The organism is Kitasatospora sp. MMS16-BH015 (assembly GCF_002943525.1).
GTDB lineage: Bacteria > Actinomycetota > Actinomycetes > Streptomycetales > Streptomycetaceae > Kitasatospora.
In genome coordinates this window covers 1076172-1092986 of the sequence record NZ_CP025394.1, presented here as the reverse complement: position 1 = coordinate 1092986, position 16815 = coordinate 1076172, and the positions used below count along the sequence as shown (strand labels likewise).

The following is a 16815-nucleotide window of genomic DNA, read 5'->3' as shown; positions in this document are numbered from 1 at the left end:
GGAGCACCGCAGGGTCAGACGCGGTCGGCGGCGATGAGCAGGTACTGGAAGCTGCCGCCCTTGTAGGCGTCGAGGAAGGCGTCCTCGATGCCGGTGACCAGGGAGGACTTGGCGCGCATCTCCCAGTACGGGATGGTCGCGGCGGTCAGGTCGATGACGGTGTTGGGCACCAGGCGGTTGGCCGCGAGCTCGCGGAAGTAGGTGCTGCGGGGGTGGATGTCGCAGATGTAGTGGGCGTTGATCAGTGAGACGGCGCGGGAGGGCAGGCCGTAGGCGTCGTTGTAGCAGCCGGTGATGGTGACGTACCGTCCGCCCCGGCGCAGCAGGCGGGCGTGTTCGGCGAAGAGCAGGCCGAGTTCGACGTACATGGTGGATTCGTTGTTCCAGGAGGCGGCGTAGGCGCCGGTCTCGAGGCCGGTGTCGAGCATGTTCTTGACGTGGTAGCGGACCTTGTCGTCCACCCCGCGCTTGCGGGCCTGCTCGTTGGCGAAGGCGGCCTGCTCGGAGGAGAGGGTGACGCCGTCGGCGGAGCAGCCGTAGTGGAGGTTGGCGACGATCGAGCCGCCGCCGCGCCCGCAGCCGGCGTCGAACACCTTGTCACCGGGCAGCAGTGGGCCCAGGTGGTGGGCCAGCAGGTCGGCCTGGGCCTGCTCCAGGCGGTGCAGCTCCTTGATCACGGCCTCGTCCCGTCCTTCGGCCGGGGTGTCCAGGACGGACCAGTCGGGGTCGCCGATGCCGTAGTGGTGGTGGTAGAGGCCGTCCACGTCGCCGAGCAGCAGGTTCACGGGGTTCTTCTCGGCGTTCCAGTACGCGGCGATGGAGTCCTGGTACCGGGTGGTGCGGGTGTCCTGGGTCGACATGGTCGGGGTCTCCTTCGGGATGGCCGGGCTGCCGAAGCCCAGTAGAGGGCCCTCGCCGGGCGGGCGGGAAGCTCTGTGACGACCGGAGGTGATGAATCCGCCGGCGTGTTGAACGCGGCTCTCCCCATCCCTTTCAACAGCCGGCCCCCCTTCAACAGCCGGCTCCCGCTCGACAGGTGCTCGGCTCACTCCTTCGGGTGACAAGACTGATCCGATGCCGAGCCGGTGACGAACTGTCGGCGGACTCGTGGATCCGCTCCCGGGCGGGGGTGGGCAGGGAAAGGGGACGCATGAACAGGTCACGGCAGATCGAGATGTTCGAGGGGCACGGGCTGGTGGCGGACGGGGTCACGGTGCTGCGGGATTTCGGCCACCCGACCCGGGGCATCGTGCGCTGCCCGGCGGCCCCGCTGGTCCGGGCCTGGCTGCACCGGCGCGGGGTGTCGGCCCGGCTCGGCGAGTACGCCCGTCCGGGCACCCCGGTCGGGCACGACCCGCTGACGGTCTCGCTGGTCAGCTACCTGGAGCCGGCCGGCCAGGCGATCGGCATCGCCGTCGCCACCCCGCCCGGGCTGGCCTGGCTGGGCCGCGAGACGGTCGAGGACTGGTCACGAGTCCTGCGGACCCGGCGGGTGCTGGTGCCGGGCGGGGCCGGGACGGGGGACGGGGGTGGCTGCCGGGGCCTGGGGGACTGCCGGCACGGGGAGGTGGCGGCGCGACTGGTGACGGCGTACCGGGAGCGGGGCGATCTGGTGCTGCTGGTGGGCAGCCCGGACGGCGCGGCGGAGGGGGAGTGGGCGGAGGATCTGCTCCGGGCGGGGGAGGTGGTCGCCGTACGGGAGACGGGCGAGGTGGCCGGGCTGGCGGCGGGGGTGGGCGAGGAACGGGTGTCGTACGTGGTGCACCCGGGGGCGGTGGTGGAGGAGGTGGCAGTGCTGCTGGCCGCGCTGCGGGAGCGGTTCCCGCGGCTGCGCGGGCAGCACCCCGACCAGTGGTGCTACGCCGCCTCGGACCGGCGGCACGCGCTGGAGGCGGTGAGTGAGCTGAGCGACCTGGTGCTGGCGCTCGGCGAGCAGGACGCGGCACGGCTCACCCGAGTGGCGGGCCGGGCCGCCCGGCCGGTGGCCGGGCTGGCCGATCTGCTGCCCGAACTCCTCGCGCCGGCGGCCACCGTGGGCCTGCTGCCGCCCCGGCCCGGCGGTGGCCCGACGGTGGGGGAGATGGTGGAGGTGCTCTCCGGGCTCGGGCCGATCAGCCTGCTGGAGCAGCGGAGCCTGAGCGAGGTGCGGACGGACGTGAGTGCCGGGCGCGGCCCGGGCGTTCGGCGCTGAGGATCGGGGGGCGGGCCGGGGCCGGGGGCGGAGTACGGCTGATCGGGGGCGGGGTCTCATCGGGGGGCGGGTCTGTGCCGAAGTAACCGGGTGGCGCCGTGAACCCTGCGGCTCGCGTGGATCCGGCGCCGATCCGACCCAGGGCGGCGACCCCGGTCGGGTGGCCGAACCGACCAGGAAAGGCGGCCGCGTGTCCGCACTGTCCCGGGGCAACAGCCGGCTCCGTCTGCTGCTCGGCCAAGCCGGGCTGAGCGGGAGCGAGTTGGCCCGCGCCGTCAACCGGCTGGGGCTGGAGAACGGCCTCGAGCTGCACTACCAGCGTGCCTCGGTCGGCCAGTGGCTGGCGGGCACCCGGCCCCGGCGGCCCGTACCGGAGCTGATCGCCGAGGCACTCTCCCGTCGCCTGGGTCGCCGGGTCACTGTGGAGGAGGCCGGGCTCACCCCGCCGGGGCCCGCCGGTCCAAGGGCCGATGGGTCGGAGTCGTATCGGTTGGCGGCCGTGGAGGAGTTGCTCGGGTCGGGTCGAAGGCGCGGCGGGGCGGCGGTCCGGGAGGCAGAGCGGGTCGGGGCGCGGCATGTGCGGTGTCTGGACCGGATGACCGCGCACTTCTCCCGGACGGATCACCTGGTCGGCTCGGGCCACTCGGTCGGGGCCCTCACCGGGTTCTTCGCGGTGACCGTCCGAGGGTGGTTGGCCGCGCCGGCCAGCCCGGCGGTGCAGCGGGGGCTGGCCGCGGCCGGGGCGCGGCTCGCGTACCTGGGTGGGTTCCTGCACGTGGACCAGCGGCGGCACGGACCGGCGCAGCAGTGGTACCGCCTGGCGGTCGAGCTGGCCGAGGAGGCGGGGGACCCGCGCACGCTCAGCGCCGCGTACCGGGCGCTGAGCGTGCAGGCCCACCAGCTCGGCCACCGTGCGCAGGCGGCCCGGCTGGCCGAGCGGGCGGTGGTGCTCGGCACCGGGCAGGACCCGTCGATGCTCGCCTTCCTGTACGGCCAGCGCGCACTCACCCTGGCGGCGGACGGCCGGCGCCGGGAAGTCTTCCGGGTGATGGGCCAGGCCGAGCGGCACCTCGACTGGGCCACGGGGCCCGCCGCAGCCGGCCCCGCCGCCACCGTGGTCGGCGCCTACCACCCCGCCGCGCTGGCCCACCAGCGGGGCGAGCTCCGGTACCAGCTGGGCGACTTGCCAGGGGCGGTGACCGAACTCGCGCTCTCCGACCGGCTGCGCCCGGCCGCCGAACGGCGCTCCCGGGCGCTGGTGCTGGCCCGCACCGGCGAGCTGCTGCTCGCGGCCGGCGCGGTGGACGGGGCCTGCGCGGCCTGGCAGCAGTTCGTCGAGCTCGGCGCCGGCCTGGCCTCCCGCCGGCTGGACCACGCGTACGCGGGGATGCGGACCGCCCTTGCCCGCCACCGGGGCAGCGACCGCACCGCCCTCTTGTCGGCGCTCCGGTCCGAGGACTGGCCACGCTCGCCCGAGCCGCTTTGAAGGGTGTCGCTGTCGCTCTGATGGAGCACGGGAGCTGTCAAGACTGGGCCCCCGTCAAGAGCGGTGGATCGGCGGTGGGTCATCGCAGCTCAGCACCGGTCCGGCGGCCGTCGGGCCACGATGTGAGGGGTGGGTGAGCGGGCCGCCCGGTCCCCGGCCGGCTGATTGCGCTCGGTCGCCGTCGGCTAGACCTGGCTGCCAAGCCCGCGATCCGGTCCTCAGGAGGAGCCCATGAGCGAGTCAGCCCGGCAGTCCACCGAAGTCCTCTTGGTGGACGGCAGGCCGGTCGAGTACAGGGTCACCGGCAGCGGCGACGCGCCCACCACGGTCTTCGCACACGGGCTGGCCGACACCATGAAGCAGCTCACCGGCTTCGGCGAGCACGTGGAGGGCCGTCAGGTCTTCTTCAGCTTCGGCGGCCACGGCCGCTCCGTGGCGGCGCCCGGCCCCCTGCGCTACGGCGTACTGAGCAGCGAACTGCTCGCCGTGAGCGAGCGGACCGGGGCCGACCAGGCGGTCGGGATGTCGATGGGCGCGGGAACCATCCTGCGGGTGTTGGTCGAGCAGCCGACCCGGTTCCGCAGGGCCGTGCTGATGCTGCTGCCCACCATCACCGGGCGCGGCACGGACGAGCCCTTCCTGTGGTTCGCCGATCTGGCCGAGCTGGTGGAGAAGGGCGACAGCCAAGGCATCGTCGACATGCTGCTGAGGATCTGCCCGCCGATGCCGCCGGCGGAGAGCGCCGTCTGGCGGGCGCAGCGCGCGGCCTTCCTGATCGAGGAGGGCTACGCACCGCGGCTGCGTGAGGTCGGGGCGCTCTACCCCGTGCAGCGGTTGGAGGACCTGGGTCGGATCCGGACACCGGTGCAGATCATCTGCCACGAGAACGACCTCGCGCACAGCGTCACGATCGGCAAGGAGCTGGCCGGTCTGCTGCCGCACTGCGAGCTGCACGTGCTGCCGGAGCGCTCGATCTTCGCCCCCGACGGTCGGTCGGTGGCCGCCGGGCTGATCGGCGAGTTCCTGGCCCGTCCCTGACGGCGGGTCGTGGCGGTCCGCGAGCGGACTGACCCCAGGGGGCCGCGAACGGAAGCCGCCCCCGGTCCGGGGATCAGTCGGTGCCGGCCGGGTCCTCGCGCCGGGCCTGCAGGGTGGTGTGCGGGTGGACGCCGTACTGGCGGTGGTAGTAGCCGGCGAAGCGCGGCAGGTGGCGGAAGCCCCAGCGGCGGGCGACCACCTCCACGGTGGACAGGCCCGGCTCCGCCGCGCACAGGTCACGGTGGGCCTGGGCCAGCCGGACCCGGCGCAGGTAGGCGGTGGGGGTGGTGAGGTACTGGCTGCGGAAGCCCTGCTGGAGGGCCCGGGCCGAGAGGCCGACCAGGGCGGCGAGTTCGGCCACCGTCCATGGGTGCGCCGGGTCGGCCTGCAGGGCGTCCGCCGCCTGCTGGATGCTGCGGGACCTCGGCCGGGGCGCGGGGCGGTCCAGGTGTTCGCGCCAGGGGTGGTCGGTGGCCAGCAGCAGTGCGGTGAGCAGGCTCTCGGCGAGCAGCGGCCGGAGCAGGTGGTGGGTGACCAGGGCGCCGGGCCGGTCGGAGTCCCCGCTCGCGCTGATGATCAGGGCGCCCAGGGTGGCGGCGGCTGGCCCGGTCGGGGCCAGGTCGAGCGGGCGCCAGATGCCGCGCAGGTCGGTGCCGAGCAGCGCCTCGGCGTGCCGCCGGAGCACCTCGGGCCGCACGTCCACGGCGCAGACCAGCGCCCGGTCGCGGAGCCGCACGGTGAGCGGCTCGTCCGGGTCGGCGATCAGGTGGACCGTGCCGGGCGCGGTGGTGTGCCCGGCGGAGCGGGGCCGGCAGGTGATGTGGTAGCCGCCGGTGGCGGTGGCGCTGATCAGGTGGGTGCCGACCGGCCCGACCTCCAGCGTGAAGGACCCCGTCCACTCGGCCTTGACCAGGGCTATGCCGGCCAGCTGTGTCTGGGTCATCGAGACCCCGAACCGGTCGCCCTGGGTCGCCGACAGGTGCCGGGCGTTGTACAGCGCCGAGAGCCGGAGCAGGGCCTCGTCGCGGTCGGTGGTCACGAACGCCTCGCGTGCGGTGTTCAAACTGCGTCTCCTCTGTTGCGGTCGTGGAGGTTCGGGGTACTTCCGGTCATGGGGTAGCGCACGGCGGCAGCCGGCGGCGGGCGGCCGACCCGGGCGGGTGACGGGAACGGCGTTTCCGGGACAGGGCGGCCGCCGGGCCGCTAGGGGCCGTCCGGCACGTGGTGACGGGAGGGCGCCGGGCGGTCGCGTGGTACTCCGTGTGGGTGAAAGCGCGGGATGGGTGGGGGACGGTCGCGGTCAAGGGTCCTTGCAGGCCAGTGACCTGATGTTCCGACAGATCCCGCGCAATGCGGATGACCGGCTGCATTCTGCGGATGCACTCGGAGGACGGGGCCGTTTGTGGGGGCCGTTCGGCGCGCCCCACAGTGGGGCCCCCAACCGGACGAGGAGGAGCAGTGAACCGAACGCGCCTGACCGACCACACCGAGGTGGCCGGCCGGCCCGGAGACCCGGTCACCGTGCTGTCCGGCTTCCACCACCCGGCCCGGGGGCCGGTCAGCTGTCCGGCCGCCCCGCTGTTGGCGGGGTGGCTGCGCGAGCGCGGGCAGGAGTGCCGGATCGCCGCCGCCGGGGCGCTGCCGGCCGGCTCCGGCGGGCGGCTGGCCGCCACCACCTACCTCGACCTGGACGGACGGGTGGTCGGCCTCGCCGTGACCGCGCCGGCCCACCGCGCCACCTTGGCCGCGGAGGCCGTCCGGGTCTGGTCGGCCGCGCTGCGCACCAGACGCCTGCTGGTCTGCACCGCCCCGCTGGGCTGCGAGCCGCCGCCCTCGCTGCCCACCCAGCCGGACGCCCGGACCGCCGACCGGGCCCGGGGCAGGCCGACGCCCCGGACGGTCTGCCCGCGCGCCGTGGCCACCTGGGCCACGGCGGCCCAGTACGAGGCTCGGGGCGACACCGTGCTGCTGCTCGGCACCGGCGGCCCGGCCCGGGCGGGCGACGCGGAGACGGCCCACCGGCCCCGGGTCCGGGACGTGGCCGCCGCCCACGTGGTCCAGCCGGCCGACCCGGAGCGGCTCTCCTTCGTGCAGTACCCCTGCGCGCCGGTGGAGGAGATGGCGGAGATCCTCAAGGTGCTGCGCCGGCGCTTCCCGATGCTGCGGGGCCAGCACCCCGACGAGTGGTGCTACCGGGCCGCCGACCGGCGGCTGGCGGTGCGGGCGGTGGCCCGGGCCGGCGACCTGGTGCTGCTCGGTGCCCGCAGCACCGAGGCCGAGTGGCTCAAGCCCGAGGTACGGGTGCCCTTCGACGGCCTGCACGTGCTGCGGCCCGAGCTGCTCGCCAAGGCCGCCACCATCGGCCTGCTCGCGCCGCTCACCCCACTGGTGCCGCTGGCCGGCGACGGTGGCCGGGACGGGACCGAGCTGGTCGCCGAGGTGCTCGGCGGCCTCGGGCCGCTGAGCCTGGTGCACCACCGCTCGCTCACCCAGGTCCGCACCGACGTGCTGGCCCGCACCCCCGAGCCGCCCGGGCGGCCCCGGCGGTGACTGTGGTGACTGTGGTGACTGTGGTTCAGACCTCGATGTGGGAGCCCATGATGACGGTGCGGTCGCGGGGGAGGCTGAAGTACTCGGCGGCGTCGGCCGTGATGTAGGAGGTGGCGATGAAGAGGCGCTTGCGCCAGGGGGCCATGGTGGGCTGCTTGCCGCGGCGGAGTTCGATCGTGGAGAGGAAGTAGGAGGCCTGGTCGAGGTCGACCGGGCCCTCGGTGTCGGCGGGGGCGAGCAGGGCGAGGGTGCCGGGCACGTCCGGGGTCTCCATGTAGCCGAAGCGGGCGGTGACGTGGATGATGCCGTCCTCCGCGTAGCCGAGGTCGTCGACCAGGACGCGGCGGTCGGTGGGCACCCGGGGCACGGTGTCGGTCTCGATCGAGAGGATGACCACCTGGTCGTGGCGGACGTGGTTGTGCTCCACGTTGGCCCGCATGGCCAGCGGCGCGGTCTGGTCGCCCCGGTTGAGGAAGAGGGCGGTGCCGGGGACGCGGACGGCCGGCACCTCGCCGCTGTGCAGGCGGTCGACGAACTGGCGCAGCGGCCCCTCGTTGTGGGCCCGCTTGGCAGTGACGATCTCCCGGCCGCGCTGCCAGGTGGTCATCACGGTGAAGGTGGTGAGGCCGATCAGCAGCGGCAGCCAGGCGCCGTGCAGCAGCTTGGTGGCGTTGGCGGCGACGAACAGCAGGTCGACCACCAGCAGCAGGCTACCGCCGACGGCGATCAGCCATGGGCGGCCGGGTGCGGCGCCTCGGGTGTCCGGAGGGCGGGGTCGCGGTCGCTCATGCTGGTGCTCCTCCGGGCGGGCTGTGCTGGGCTCGGTGGAGCGGACGTTACCGATCAGCTGATCCGATGGTCGGCAGGCCGGGCCGGGTGATGACCCGTTAGGCGCTGCCCGGGCGCGGCGCCCCTGGCGGTGCGCGGTGGGTGGTGGGTGGGGAGCGGTGCGCGGTGGGTGGTGTGTGGTGCGCGGTGCGCGTCAAGGCGCTGTCAAGAACGGTGCTTCCGGCGACAGGAGGGCGTCAGGGCGGCCGGATCGGGTCGGTTCGGGTCCGTAACGTTCTCGGTGCCGGGCCGGTCCACTCCGTGGGGGGAGGGATCCGGTCCGATCCGCCGGCGGTGACGAGCCATGGAGGGCCGGCGAGGATCAGGGGCGGCGGTGCGCGGTCTGCGCGCCGTCCGCCCCGGATCTGTTGCCGTCCTGGCCGGTCGGACGCACGGTTCAGCGGCTGGCGGCGGTGATGTCGCCGTACGAGGTGGTGGCGCGGATGTCCAGGGTGACGGTGCCGTCGTTGCGCAGGGCGTTGGAGATCCGGCCGTGGGCGGTGGCGGCGTCCAGGGTGGCGGAGACGCCGGGGGCGGCGCCGACGGTGATGCTGCCGGCCTGGGTGCGCAGGTCGACGGTGCCGCGCTGCGCCTCGGTGACGGTGATGTCGCCGCGGGCGGTGGTGACGGTGGCGTGGCCGCCGATCCGGCCGATCCGGATGTCGCCGTCGGTGGCGGTCAGCCGCAGGTCGGCGGTCTCGTCCAGCTTGATCTGCCGGTAGGCGCCCTCGAAGGCGACGTCGCCGAGGCGACCGACCCCGCGCAGTTCGCAGGCCTCGGTCCGCGCCTCGATGCGGGAGCCGGCCGGGAGCTGGACGGTGACCTCCAGGGCGCCGGGGCCGCGCAGCTGGCTCTTCGGCGGGGTGGTGTGGATCCGCAGCACGCCGTCGGCGTAGCTGACCACGGCCTCCTCGGCGGTGCGGACGTCGCGGCTCTTGCCCGGGTCGGCCGGGCGGACCTCGACGGTGGTGTCGGTGCGGTGGGCGGCGATGAGCTGGATGCGGCCGGCGGGGATGTCCAGGACGGCGTTGATCGGGGCGGGGGTCTCGAACTTCTGCATGGTGGGCTCCGGTGTGCTCAGCTCGTTTCTTGTGATGGAAACGCTACGTTGCATTCCTTGGAGTGGCAATCGATTCGTTGCGTAAATACAGCATGAGAGCAGGTAAGAGCTGTTTAATCGTTGCGGTGAGCTGATGGGCAATGCAACGGAAGGGAGGGTATTCATTGCAATGGAATGGCGATGAACGCTATGGTGGGGCGGTCAGGACCGTGCAGCGCCACGAAGGGGACCGCAGATGCCCGGCGGCAGACTCACCCAGCAGGAACGCCAGCAGATCGCGCTGGGGTTGGCCGACAGCCTCGCGTACGCCGAGATCGCCCGGCGGCTCGACCGGCCGACCTCGACCATCACGCGTGAGGTGATGCGCAACGGCGGCCCGACCGCGTACCGCTCCGACCTCGCCCACCGCGCCACCGAGCGCCGCGCCCGCCGGCGCGGGGCGGCCGCCGTCCGGGCCGGGGCACCGACGGCGGCCGGGCCGGGGCAGGACGCCGCGGCGGTGGCCGAGTACGAAGAGGCGTTGGGCACCGTCTTCATGATCTCGGGCCTGCCGCGGATGCCGGCCCGCGTGCTGGCCTGCCTCTACATGACCGACGCGGGCAGCCTCACCGCCGCCGAACTGGTCACCCGCCTCCAGGTGAGCCCGGCGACGGTCTCCAAGGCGATCGCCTTCCTGGACGGCCTGGAGCTGGTGCGCCGAGACCGCGACGAGCGCCGCCGCGAGCGGTACACCGTGGACGACGACCTCTGGTACCAGTCGATGATCCGCAGCGCCCGCTCGAACGCCCAACTCGTCGACACCGCCCGCCGGGGCGTCACCGTGCTCGGCAGTGACAGCCCGGCCGCTGCGCGGCTGGAGAACGTCGCCCGTTTCCTGGACTTCGTCTCGGAGAGCATCACGCGGGCGGCGGAGCAGGCGCGGGAGGTCCTCTACACCCCGAAGGGCGGGGCGGTGGAGGAGTGAGGGCGGCTGTGCGGCCGGGCGCTGTGCGCCGGATCGCGGCGGCATAGGCTCCGGGGCATGCACAGCACCCTGACGGAGCACGCCCGGTGCCTCTACGGCGACGAGTACCGGCCCACGCCGGACTGCGCTCTGCCCCACCACGAGCACCACTTCGTCGAGGAACTGACCTTCGCCGGAGCGGACTCGATCCTGGCCATGCTGCATGAGCTGTGCCCGCCCCCGGTCAACGGCCACCTACCGGTCTGGGTGCGCCACCTGGCGTACCGGCTGGTCCTCCTGCAGCGGCCGGACGAGCCCGCGCTGATGCGGGAGGCCGCCCTGAGCCTCGAGCTGTTCGGGCCGGACTGGGACGACATCGCGGCGGATCTGAGGCGGCGGGCAGAGGAGCTCGAAGCGGGTTGAGGTAGAACGTCCTTCGGGAGGGCCGGATGCGGCAGTGAACACGGGCCTCCCCGACGAGTGGACGATCGAGCGGGTGCGCTCGGCATCGAGGTGACCCGAAGCGGCCCAGCTATCCCTCGAACGGCTCGATGGTGACGGCCCGGTCATCTGCTGGGCACGGCCGCAGGCGTCGGCCTTGTACCTGCCGTGCCGCGCGGGGTGATGCGGACGTGGCCGGTGGTGTCGTCGTAGGTGCCAGAGCACTGGTGCTGATCGACGGTCTGCCGGCAAGCAGCTGCAACTCCTTGACCCTCGACCTGGTCGAGCCCTCACAGTCCTCGTCAGCGCCCGACGCCCGGGTGCCGATCGAGTAGAGGGACACCTTCATGACCAGCAGCACGCCCGCCCCGGTACCGGCCCGTATCGAGATCACCGTTGACCGGGCACAGCTGTCCACCGGGCTGGCCGCGGTCCGGTTCGCCGCCGGTGACTATCCGGACCTTCCCATGCTCTCCGGGGTGTTGTTCGAGTTGCAGGGCGACACCCTGAATCTGGTTGCAAGCGACGGCTACCGGATCGCGTTCGCCCGCGTGGCCGTGGACACCCGCACTGCGACCTCGTGCGAGCTGCTGATTCCCGTCTCGCTTGCCGAGGACATCCAGCGGCTGGCCCACAGCACCGGCGGCGACCACGTGCACCTCGTGGCGGAGGGCTTCCGTCTCCTGGCAGCAGCCGACGGGCGCCTGGCCGAAGGGCGGCTGATCGATCTGGACTATCCGGACTACCGCCGCCTTCTGCGCCTGGAGGCGGTCCACCGTGTCACCGTCGAGGCGCAGCGGCTGCGCCGTACGGTGACGGACGGACAGGTCCACCGGATGGTGCGCGCCAAGGACGGCGTTCCCTTCGACGCCATCGTGCTGGCCCTCGGCCCCGACGGCTCGCTGCGGGTGGCCGAGGGGGAGGAAGAGGCGGCGGACAACCTGCTGCGGGTCGGGTTCAACCGGGAGTTCCTCCTCGAGGCCCTCGCCGCCAGCGCGACCGATCAGCTGGTGCTGGAACTGGGCGGCCCGATCCACCCCCTGGCGATCCGCTCGGCCGGGGAGGACGGAACCTTCTCGATCCTCATGCCGACCCTGCTGCCCTGACCGCAGCCGACTCGCCGCAGAAAGCAGGCCATCCCGTGAAGCTCCGCCTTGACCGCGCCGCCTTCTCCGACACCGTCGCGTGGGCCGCCCGTGCTCTCCCGCACCGCCCCACGCTTCCCGTCCTCGCCGGCATCCTGCTGACGGCGTCCGACCGGACGCTGACCGCCGCCGCCTTCGACTTCGAAGTCTCGACCACCTTCGAGGTGGAGGCCGAGGTCCTCGCGCCCGGCACCGCGCTCGTCTCCGGCAGACTCCTCGCCGACCTCAGCCGGGCACTTCCCGACCAGCCCGTGGAACTCACCTCCGACACCACGGACACCGTCCTCACCTGCGGCCAATCGCAGTTCGCCCTGCCCCACATCCCACGCGAAGACTACCCACGACTGCCGGACCTGCCCCCGATCCGAGGCACGGCCGACGCCGCGGCCTTCGCAGCAGCCGTTGCGCAGGTCGCCATCGTCGCCGCCCGCGACGACACCCTCCCGGTCCTCACCGCCATCCGGCTCGAGATCAACGCCGAACGGCTACGACTGGTCGCAACCGACCGCTACCGTCTCGCCGTTCGTGACCTGCCCTGGCAGCCGGCCGACCCCCAGGCACCCGAAGCCTTCGCACTCGTACCGGCCAGGATCCTGCACGACATCACCAAGGCACTGGCCAAAGCACCCCCGGGCGACCGGGTCACGATCGCCCTGCACAGCGAACCCTCCGGAACCGGAGGACTGATCGGCCTCCGCACCGGGGCCCGCCAGGCGACGACCCGGCTCCTCGACTCCGCCTTCCCGAACTACGAGACCATCTTCCCCACCACCTACACCGGATCCGCCACCGTCGAACGACTCCCCCTCCTCGAGGCCGCCAAGCGGATCGCTCTCGTCGCCGACAACCGCTCTCCCCTGCGCATCACCCTGTCCGCCGGCCGAATCACCCTCGACGCGGGCAACAGCAGCGACGCCCGCGGCCGCGAAACCCTGCCCAGCCCCTTCCACGGCGAGCCGATCTGCATCCCCGCCAACGCCGCCTACCTCGTCGAAGGCATCAACGCCCTCACCACCCCGATGGCGGAACTGAGCTACACCACCGCCACCAAGCCAGCCGTCCTCACCGGACGAACGGACAACGAAGCGGAACACGACCCCAGCTACCGCTACCTCTTCATGCCGCTGCGCTCCACCTGATGTCGATCAGACCCTCGAGGTAGGCGGGAGAGGGGACGTGCTCGTCCGGGGCCCTGGGCTGTGGTCAGGTCGGTCTGGCGGCCAGGCCTTGGGGGGTGCACCAGGCGGTGTAGGTGAAGGATTCGGGGGAGCGGAGCAGGGCTCGGGTGCGGGTGGCCCAGGTGGTGGTCCAGGGGTTGGCGGGTGAGGTGGCCTGGTGGGTGAGGGCGGTGAGGGCGGCCTCGGGCATGGTGCGGAAGTGGGAGCGTACGGCGGTGCCGGCCAGGAGGTAGAGGCAGCCGAGGAAGAACCGGCGGTTGGGGCACTTGCGGTCGGCGGCCAGGGAGAGGAAGAGGGGGCCGAAGGCCGGGCGGGTGAGGATGATGTCCCAGTCCTGGTCGAACGGGGCCGGGGCGTTGCGGGTGTAGGCCCAGGTGGTCAGTTCTTCCGGGGTGGGGTTGGCCGGGTCGGCGAAGGTCGGTGGCTTGGTCATGGTGTCAGTCCCGGGCGGTGGGGAGGGTCTGCTTCAGGCGGGTGAAGGCGGTGGGGGCGGGGTGGTCGGCGAGGGCGGTCTTGATCCGGTGGGCGATGTCGGTCGGGGTCTGGTGGCCGGTGTCGCACTCGAGGTCGTAGGTGCCGTGGGCGTGGACCTGGAGGAGCTGGCGGGCGGCCAGGCCCGGGGGGCGGTCGCCGCGGAGTGCTTCGCGGCGTTCCAGTTCGGGGAGGGCGCAGTGGACGCCGACGAGGAGGACGCGGTCGGCGGGGAAGAGGTCGAGGCAGTCGCGCAGGCGCCAGGGGTCGGTCAGGACGTGGTCCACCACGAGGTGGTTGCCGGCGGCGGACATGCCGGCGACGGCGCGGTGGAAGCCGCGGGCCGTGCGGTCGAGTTCGGCCTGGATCTCCCCGTCCGGGATGTCCCGGTCGGCGCGCATCGCGTGGAAGGCGTCGACGGGGAAGTGGAAGAAGGTCTCGTCCAGGACCCGGAGCAGCTCGCGGGCGATGCTCGACTTGCCTGAGCTGGAGGTGCCGTTCAGGAAGATGATCCGGCCGGGCGCAGCGGGTGACATGGGCGAATGATCTCCGACGGGACGCCTGGGGCACCACCGAATTCAGTCCTGGACGGGGAGCTCGATCAGGATGTCGAGGCCGCCGGTGGGCTGGGCGGCTGCCGCCGACCATCGCGCTGCGCGGGGAGTAGTGCCCGTGCAGAGAGTGACGGTCCGTCAGAAAGCCCTGCGTGGGCGATGGATCGAGCCGGCGGGAATCGGATTGCGCGGGAGGTGGCGGGCTGGGACCCTACCGGTCGGATCGGCTGTGGCGGGGGTGGGGGAGCAGTGGTGGTGGCGTCGGGGGCGCGGCTCTCGCGGGCGGAGTTGGTGGCGGCCTATGGGCGGGTGCCGTACCGGATGCCCGACCCGCCGGTGGTGGAACGGACGCAGCGGCAGCGGGTGTTGGACGTGGTGCTGCCCTGGCGGCTGGCCCGGACGGTGTACGGGCCGTACCGGTCGATGCGGCTGAGCGCCTCGGGGGTGGCCGGGACGGTCGGCGGGCAGGTGTTCGATCCGTACGTCGGGCCTGTGGTGACCGAGGTGGTCGCGGAGGCGGTGGACCCCTGGGTGGAGCGGCTGTTGACGCCGCGGGCGCTGCTCGGGATGGGGCTGCTGCTGCACCTGGTGCGGCTGGTGACCGGCACCTGGGCCAAGGATGACTTCCTGAACGCCGTACTCGGGGAGGACAGCATCGTGATGCTGGCGACCGGCCCGATCTCGCTGGTGCTGGGCTGTGTGCCGCTGGTCGCGCTCGCCTACCCGGGCACCCGGCGGCTGGTGGCGCGGTCGGTGGCCCGGCCGCTGCTGGTGGGGCTGCTCACCGTGCTGGTCTTCGCCGGGATGGTGGAGTCCGCGCACCGGTCCTCCGTGCTCGCCGCACTCGCGGCCATCTGGTTCGGGCCGTTCTACCTCTGCGTGATCTACCTGGTGCACCGGAACAACTTCGCCGTCCGGGCGCACCCGCTGGCCCGGCCGCTGACGGCCGTGCCACTGGTCTGGCTGACCGTGCTGGGCCACGTCTGGCTGGTGGACACCGAGGGCACCTCCACGCACGGCCCGGCGCTGGTCGGGTTGCTGGCCGGGCCGGTCGGGGTGACGGCGACGGCGGTGATCGAGGTGGTCCGGCTGCGGCGACGGCACCGGGTGGGGTTCCGCGGACCGCTCGGGCACTCGGCACCGCCTGCCGGCGGACGGTGAGTCACTCCTGGGTCGGGCCGAGGTCCGGCCGGTCCCGGAGTTCGACGGTGGGGGAGGCGGTGGCGTGCAGCTCGAGGACGGTGAGCTCGTTGCGGCCGGGGCGCAGCGCCGGGCCGGGCAGGTAGAGGGTGGCCTGCGGGCCGCGGGACCAGTACCGGCCGAGCGGGAAGCCGTTGATCCAGGCGAGGCCCTTGGTCCAGCCGGGCAGGGCGAGGTAGCCGTCGGCGGGCCGGTCGAGCTCGAAGCCGCCCCGGTGGAAGGCCGGGCCGACCACGGGGGTGGCCGGGGTGAAGGCGAGGGCGTCGAGGTTGTCCAGCGGGAGGGGCCGGCTGCGCCAGCCTTGCAGTGCGCGGCCGTTGACGGTGACCGGGCCGAGCAGGCCCTTGCGGTCGTGGATGCCGGGGCCGTAGTTGATCCGGCCCTGGTTCTCCACCAGCACGGCCAGCCGGGCGCCCGGGCGCGGGGCGGTGAAGGCGAGGGCGTGCTCCTGGTGCTCCCGCTCCAGGGTGCCGACGGGCTGGCCGTCGACGAAGACCTGGGCCCGGTCGCGGACTTGGCCGACCCGCAGCACGGTGGGCCCGGCCTCGGGGAGCTCGGTCTCGTACTGGACGAAGCCGAAGGACTGCCCCAACTGCTCCATGGTCAGCGGGTGGTCGGCCTCGACGGCTCGGCCGAGCTGTGGTGACTGGGCCAACAGGCCTGCGGTCTCGGTGAGTTCGACGGTGCGTGGGGTGAGCTTCGGGCCCGGTCCGGGTACCGGGTCGGCGGGGACGGGGGCGTGGCGGGCGATCACCTCGCGGAAGGCGTGGTACTTGGGAGTGGGGTCGCCGGCCTCGTCGAGCAGGGCGTCGTAGTCGTAGGAGGTGACGGTGGGGCGGTACCGCCCCTTGTCGTTGGCGCCGTTGGTGCAGCCGAAGTTGGTGCCGCCGTGCAGCAGATAGATGTTGACGGAGGCGTCGGCGGCCAGCAGCCGGCCGAGGTCGGCGGCGGCGTCGGCGGGGTCGCGGCTGGTGTGGGCGGCGCCCCAGCGGTCGAACCAGCCGATCCAGAACTCGCTGCACATCAGCGGCCCGGTGGGCTGGAGCGCGCGCAGGGCGGCCAGCCCCTCCGCCACCCGGCTGCCGAAGTTGACCGTGCGCAGCACGCCGTCCAGCCCGCCCGGGCCGAGGTCGCCGGGCTGGTCGCAGGTGAAGAGCGGCACGTCCACCCCGTGCCGGCGCAGCAGCGCGGCCAGCTCGGCCAGGTAGGCGGTGTCCGAGCCGAACGCGCCGTACTCGTTTTCGAGTTGGACGGCGATCACCGGGCCGCCGGCGGTGGAGAGGTACGGGCGCAGCGGCTTCAGCAGGGCGGCGAGGTAGCCGTCCACGGCGGCCAGGAAGCGCGGGTCGCGGCTGCGCAGCCGGATGGTCTCCTCGGCGAGCAGCCAGCCGGGCAGGCCGCCGCCGTCCCACTCGGCGCAGATGTACGGGCCGGGGCGGAGCAGCACGTGCAGGCCCTCGGCGGCGGCCAGGTCGAGGAAGCGGGGCAGGTCGAGGCCGCCGTCCAGGCGGAACTCGCCGGGGGTGGGGGCGTGCAGGTTCCACGGCACGTAGGTCTCGACCGTGTTGAGGCCGAGCAGGCGGGCCTTGTGCAGGCGGTCGGCCCACTGGCCGGGATGGACGCGGAAGTAGTGCAGGCCGCCGGAGATGATGCGCAGGGGGGTGTCGCCGAGGCGGAATCCGTCGGCGGTGAGCTCCAGTAGAGGCATGCCGGGGTGCTCCTGGTGGTGG

At 73.4% G+C, this 16815-nt stretch carries 16 protein-coding genes; 9 read left to right on the top strand and 7 right to left on the bottom strand.

What is annotated here, in order from left to right:
* Positions 1-14: 14 nt before the first annotated feature.
* Positions 15-860: a geranyl diphosphate 2-C-methyltransferase gene (locus CFP65_RS04755; protein WP_104814892.1), complete on the bottom strand. Its 846-nt coding sequence runs from the start codon at positions 858-860 to the stop codon at positions 15-17.
* Positions 861-1150: 290 nt separating this feature from the next.
* On the opposite strand from CFP65_RS04755, the gene CFP65_RS40125 reads away from it, so the two are divergent.
* The 3 genes from CFP65_RS40125 to CFP65_RS04740 all read left to right on the top strand — a co-directional run bounded on the left by CFP65_RS40125 (position 1151) and on the right by CFP65_RS04740 (position 4715).
* Complete coding sequence (locus CFP65_RS40125; RefSeq protein ID WP_158702039.1) at positions 1151-2191, top strand: hypothetical protein; 1041 nt, start codon at positions 1151-1153, stop codon at positions 2189-2191.
* Between the two features lie 190 nt (positions 2192-2381).
* Complete coding sequence (locus tag CFP65_RS04745) at positions 2382-3677, top strand: hypothetical protein (RefSeq protein ID WP_104814891.1); 1296 nt, start codon at positions 2382-2384, stop codon at positions 3675-3677.
* A 231-nt stretch (positions 3678-3908) separates the two neighbouring features.
* A complete protein-coding gene (locus CFP65_RS04740; protein WP_104814890.1) occupies positions 3909-4715 on the top strand; it encodes an alpha/beta fold hydrolase in 807 nt (268 codons plus the stop codon).
* Positions 4716-4788: 73 nt separating this feature from the next.
* Here CFP65_RS04740 and CFP65_RS04735 read toward each other — a convergent pair whose 3' ends face one another.
* Positions 4789-5778 (bottom strand): helix-turn-helix transcriptional regulator, encoded by a 990-nt coding sequence (locus CFP65_RS04735; RefSeq protein ID WP_104814889.1) that lies wholly within the window; start codon positions 5776-5778, stop codon positions 4789-4791.
* Positions 5779-6173: 395 nt separating this feature from the next.
* Here CFP65_RS04735 and CFP65_RS04730 point away from each other — a divergent pair, with 395 nt between their 5' ends.
* On the top strand, positions 6174-7265 hold the full coding sequence (locus CFP65_RS04730) for a hypothetical protein (protein ID WP_104814888.1): 1092 nt from the start codon (positions 6174-6176) through the stop codon (positions 7263-7265).
* Between the two features lie 25 nt (positions 7266-7290).
* Here CFP65_RS04730 and CFP65_RS42400 read toward each other — a convergent pair whose 3' ends face one another.
* Positions 7291-7992 carry a KUP/HAK/KT family potassium transporter gene (locus tag CFP65_RS42400; protein ID WP_371682518.1) on the bottom strand — a complete coding sequence of 234 codons (702 nt, stop codon included), beginning with the start codon at positions 7990-7992 and terminating at the stop codon, positions 7291-7293.
* A 498-nt stretch (positions 7993-8490) separates the two neighbouring features.
* Positions 8491-9153, bottom strand: a complete 663-nt coding sequence (locus CFP65_RS04720; protein WP_104814887.1) for a DUF4097 family beta strand repeat-containing protein — start codon at positions 9151-9153, stop codon at positions 8491-8493.
* A 235-nt stretch (positions 9154-9388) separates the two neighbouring features.
* Here CFP65_RS04720 and CFP65_RS04715 point away from each other — a divergent pair, with 235 nt between their 5' ends.
* From CFP65_RS04715 to dnaN, 4 genes are all read left to right on the top strand, one after another.
* A complete protein-coding gene (locus CFP65_RS04715) occupies positions 9389-10117 on the top strand; it encodes a helix-turn-helix domain-containing protein (protein ID WP_104814886.1) in 729 nt (242 codons plus the stop codon).
* 57 nt (positions 10118-10174) lie between these two features.
* Positions 10175-10519: a hypothetical protein gene (locus CFP65_RS04710; RefSeq protein ID WP_104814885.1), complete on the top strand. Its 345-nt coding sequence runs from the start codon at positions 10175-10177 to the stop codon at positions 10517-10519.
* 365 nt (positions 10520-10884) lie between these two features.
* Positions 10885-11643 (top strand): DNA polymerase III subunit beta, encoded by a 759-nt coding sequence (locus CFP65_RS04705; protein WP_104814884.1) that lies wholly within the window; start codon positions 10885-10887, stop codon positions 11641-11643.
* Between the two features lie 35 nt (positions 11644-11678).
* Positions 11679-12821, top strand: a complete 1143-nt coding sequence (gene dnaN / locus CFP65_RS04700) for a DNA polymerase III subunit beta (protein ID WP_104814883.1) — start codon at positions 11679-11681, stop codon at positions 12819-12821.
* Positions 12822-12885: 64 nt separating this feature from the next.
* On the opposite strand, the gene CFP65_RS04695 is transcribed toward dnaN, so the two are convergent.
* Complete coding sequence (locus CFP65_RS04695; RefSeq protein WP_104814882.1) at positions 12886-13293, bottom strand: hypothetical protein; 408 nt, start codon at positions 13291-13293, stop codon at positions 12886-12888.
* Positions 13294-13297: 4 nt separating this feature from the next.
* Positions 13298-13867: a chloramphenicol phosphotransferase CPT family protein gene (locus CFP65_RS04690; protein WP_104814881.1), complete on the bottom strand. Its 570-nt coding sequence runs from the start codon at positions 13865-13867 to the stop codon at positions 13298-13300.
* A 273-nt stretch (positions 13868-14140) separates the two neighbouring features.
* On the opposite strand from CFP65_RS04690, the gene CFP65_RS04685 reads away from it, so the two are divergent.
* The gene (locus tag CFP65_RS04685) at positions 14141-15046 is read left to right on the top strand and encodes a hypothetical protein (RefSeq protein ID WP_158702038.1); all 906 of its coding nucleotides are present in this window, start codon (positions 14141-14143) and stop codon (positions 15044-15046) included.
* 1 nt (position 15047) lies between these two features.
* Here CFP65_RS04685 and CFP65_RS04680 read toward each other — a convergent pair whose 3' ends face one another.
* Positions 15048-16793 carry a beta-galactosidase family protein gene (locus CFP65_RS04680; protein WP_104814879.1) on the bottom strand — a complete coding sequence of 582 codons (1746 nt, stop codon included), beginning with the start codon at positions 16791-16793 and terminating at the stop codon, positions 15048-15050.
* Positions 16794-16815 lie beyond the last annotated feature (22 nt).

Coding starts and splice junctions, on each gene's coding strand:
- CFP65_RS04755 (WP_104814892.1), bottom strand. CDS start 860: ATGTCGACCCAGGACACCCGCACCACCCGGTACCAGGACTCCATCGCC.
- CFP65_RS40125 (WP_158702039.1), top strand. CDS start 1,151: ATGAACAGGTCACGGCAGATCGAGATGTTCGAGGGGCACGGGCTGGTG.
- CFP65_RS04740 (WP_104814890.1), top strand. CDS start 3,909: ATGAGCGAGTCAGCCCGGCAGTCCACCGAAGTCCTCTTGGTGGACGGC.
- CFP65_RS04720 (WP_104814887.1), bottom strand. CDS start 9,153: ATGCAGAAGTTCGAGACCCCCGCCCCGATCAACGCCGTCCTGGACATC.
- CFP65_RS04715 (WP_104814886.1), top strand. CDS start 9,389: ATGCCCGGCGGCAGACTCACCCAGCAGGAACGCCAGCAGATCGCGCTG.
- CFP65_RS04710 (WP_104814885.1), top strand. CDS start 10,175: ATGCACAGCACCCTGACGGAGCACGCCCGGTGCCTCTACGGCGACGAG.
- CFP65_RS04705 (WP_104814884.1), top strand. CDS start 10,885: ATGACCAGCAGCACGCCCGCCCCGGTACCGGCCCGTATCGAGATCACC.
- CFP65_RS04695 (WP_104814882.1), bottom strand. CDS start 13,293: ATGACCAAGCCACCGACCTTCGCCGACCCGGCCAACCCCACCCCGGAA.
- CFP65_RS04690 (WP_104814881.1), bottom strand. CDS start 13,867: ATGTCACCCGCTGCGCCCGGCCGGATCATCTTCCTGAACGGCACCTCC.
- CFP65_RS04680 (WP_104814879.1), bottom strand. CDS start 16,793: ATGCCTCTACTGGAGCTCACCGCCGACGGATTCCGCCTCGGCGACACC.